Below are 2,263 nucleotides of genomic sequence, written 5' to 3'. Positions count from 1 at the left end.
TCAAAGATTCAGTCATTTTTCTTTTGGTAATTTTTGTTGGCTCTTTGTCAAATCTTACTGATGCTTGTCAAGAAATCTTACATATGTTTGATAAAGGCACTAAACAGAACACGTCTGTTTAGTGCTTTTTTTATTTTAAACAAAAAATCTTACCGACGGATGTATTACTTGACATCCATCAGTAAGAAATATTATAGAGCCGTTTTGTTATTTTAGATTACTTGTAATCAGCCGCATATGGCAGTTCCATTGATGGATCAGCGTCTAGCCGCAGATCGGCAAAGTCGCCTTCCAGGTACTGGTTGTAGGCTGCTGCCCCAATCATGGCAGCATTGTCTCCGCAGAGCTTAAGAGGCGGCAGGATCACCTTTGGCGGGTTGGCCAAAGCCGCAATTTCCTCATCCATCCGCTCTCTCAAGCCCAGGTTGGCCGCCACGCCCCCACCCATGATAAAGGTCTTAGGCTGGTACTGCTTGATGGCTCTGATGGTCTTAGCCGCCAAAACGTCGACAACTGCTGCTTGGAAGCTGGCTGCCAGGTCATACTTATCCAGCTTTTCGCCAATTTGGTCAGCATGGTGGCAGGTGTTGATGAAGGCACTCTTTAAGCCGGAGAAGGAGAAGTCGTAATTGTCTTCGTCGATCATGGCTCTTGGGAAGTTAAAAGTATCCTTGCCTTGGTGAGCCCATTGGTCAATGGTCTTGCCAGCTGGATAGTTGACCCCCAGCACCCGGCCAATCTTGTCATAAGCTTCCCCAGCTGCGTCGTCGCGGGTGTCGCCCACGATTTCAAAGTGGGTTGGATCCTTCATCAAGACGATTTCCGTGTGGCCACCTGACACCTGCAAGGCCATGGCTGGGTATTCGATCTTGTCAACCAGCTGGGCCGCGGTAATGTGGCCCATAATATGGTCTACGCCGATTAGCGGCAAGCCTGTCGCCATAGAAGCTGCTTTAGCAGCGTTAATCCCGATCAAGAGAGCCCCAACCAGGCCAGGACCGTGGGTGACGGCAATGGCATCGATGTCGTCCCAAGTCACCTTGGCTTCAGCCAGGGCTTCTTTGGTAATCTGGGTGATCACTTCAATATGGTGACGGCTGGCCACTTCGGGCACAACCCCGCCAAAGCGGGCGTGGCTCTTGATTTGGGTTGCCACGACCAAGCTCTCGATTTCTGAGCCGTTTTTCACCACAGAAGTGGATGTTTCATCGCAGGAGCTTTCAAAAGCCAAAATGCGAATGTCTTTTTCTTTATTCAATGATTTTCAACGGTAGGCAAGCCCGGGATTCCACCTATTTCAATGGGTGGAGGAATAGGGCTTGCCTGCCGCCCTCCTTCTTTCTTACTTAAATGATTTTCAACGGTAGGCAAGCCCGGGATTCCACCTATTTCAATGGGTGGAGGAATAGGGCTTGCCTGCCGCCCTCCTTCTTTCTTACTTAAATTCGTACAGAGAAAGCTTTTGCTCTGCTTTTTGCCAGTTGCCGTTATGCATGATCAGCCGGCACTGCTTTCCATTGATGTAATTCTTGCCATTGTTCAGTACGTAATTGCCTAAGCTATCCGTCAAATATACAAAATATCCATTCGACTTAAAGCCTTGAACGTAGCCCTTGGCATTATTTCCAATTACGCGAACGTAGTCATTCAGCCATATGCCGCGGGCATATTTCCAAAAACACCCGATTGGCATTTTCATGCTTCATGTTTTTTCTCCTTTTCCGTAATGCAGGAAACAGTGATTCCTGCCGCTCGTCCAAATCAGGAGAACCAATTTGGATTTGCGTTGATGCCCATCGACAATGTTATCCATGCTTGTGGGCGCAGTTGACTGTCACGTTAACCTCATGACTGTTTACAGAGCTGCCACAGAGCCAAAGACTTGGGCATCATCCTTGGGTGTGATGACATGGATAACGTAGTTTCTCTATTCAGTCAGCCGAAGCCGACTGGATAGCTTAGTCTAGACAATGAAAGCCAAATTTCTCCAGCTTCCCTACTAAAGATAAGAGGCCTGAAGCTTGCGCTTCAAGCCCCTTACTTCAGTAAGGGGTTACCATTGACACTTATTCTTCTTTCTGAGATCACAGATCATGTTTAAGCCGTCGCTGTCAGGACGGTCAACATTGGTGTAGTAGTTCCGTCTAATGAAGTTGTCTCGAAAGCCTAAGTGGCGGTAAAGCGCCTGAGCCTTTTTGTTCTCGACCCGCACTTCCAAGGTCACCTTATTAAGGTCTTGCTTTTTAACCTCGTTTAAGATCAC

General features: G+C 47.9%; 2 protein-coding genes and 1 pseudogene. All 3 read right to left on the bottom strand.

What is annotated here, in order from left to right; translation table 11 throughout:
* Nucleotides 1-217 precede the first annotated feature (217 nt).
* Nucleotides 218-1,258 carry a tRNA (adenosine(37)-N6)-threonylcarbamoyltransferase complex transferase subunit TsaD gene (gene tsaD, locus ACI4WN_RS03555; RefSeq protein WP_439776989.1) on the bottom strand — a complete coding sequence of 347 codons (1,041 nt, stop codon included), beginning with the start codon at nt 1,256-1,258 and terminating at the stop codon, nt 218-220.
* A 177-nt stretch (nt 1,259-1,435) separates the two neighbouring features.
* Complete coding sequence (locus ACI4WN_RS03550) at nt 1,436-1,693, bottom strand: hypothetical protein (protein ID WP_439776988.1); 258 nt, start codon at nt 1,691-1,693, stop codon at nt 1,436-1,438.
* A 360-nt stretch (nt 1,694-2,053) separates the two neighbouring features.
* A pseudogene (locus ACI4WN_RS03545) lies at nt 2,054-2,263 on the bottom strand (ribosomal protein S18-alanine N-acetyltransferase); the annotation flags it as partial.

Source organism: Lactobacillus sp., assembly GCF_051893255.1.
In the GTDB taxonomy this organism is placed as follows: domain Bacteria; phylum Bacillota; class Bacilli; order Lactobacillales; family Lactobacillaceae; genus Lactobacillus.
The sequence above is the reverse complement of the archived record's forward strand: the minus strand, read 5'-3'. Positions and strand labels throughout refer to the sequence as shown.

Bases quoted from the DNA above. Each gene is read 5' to 3' on its own strand.
- ACI4WN_RS03550 (WP_439776988.1), bottom strand. From the start codon at position 1,693: ATGCCAATCGGGTGTTTTTGGAAATATGCCCGCGGCATATGGCTGAAT.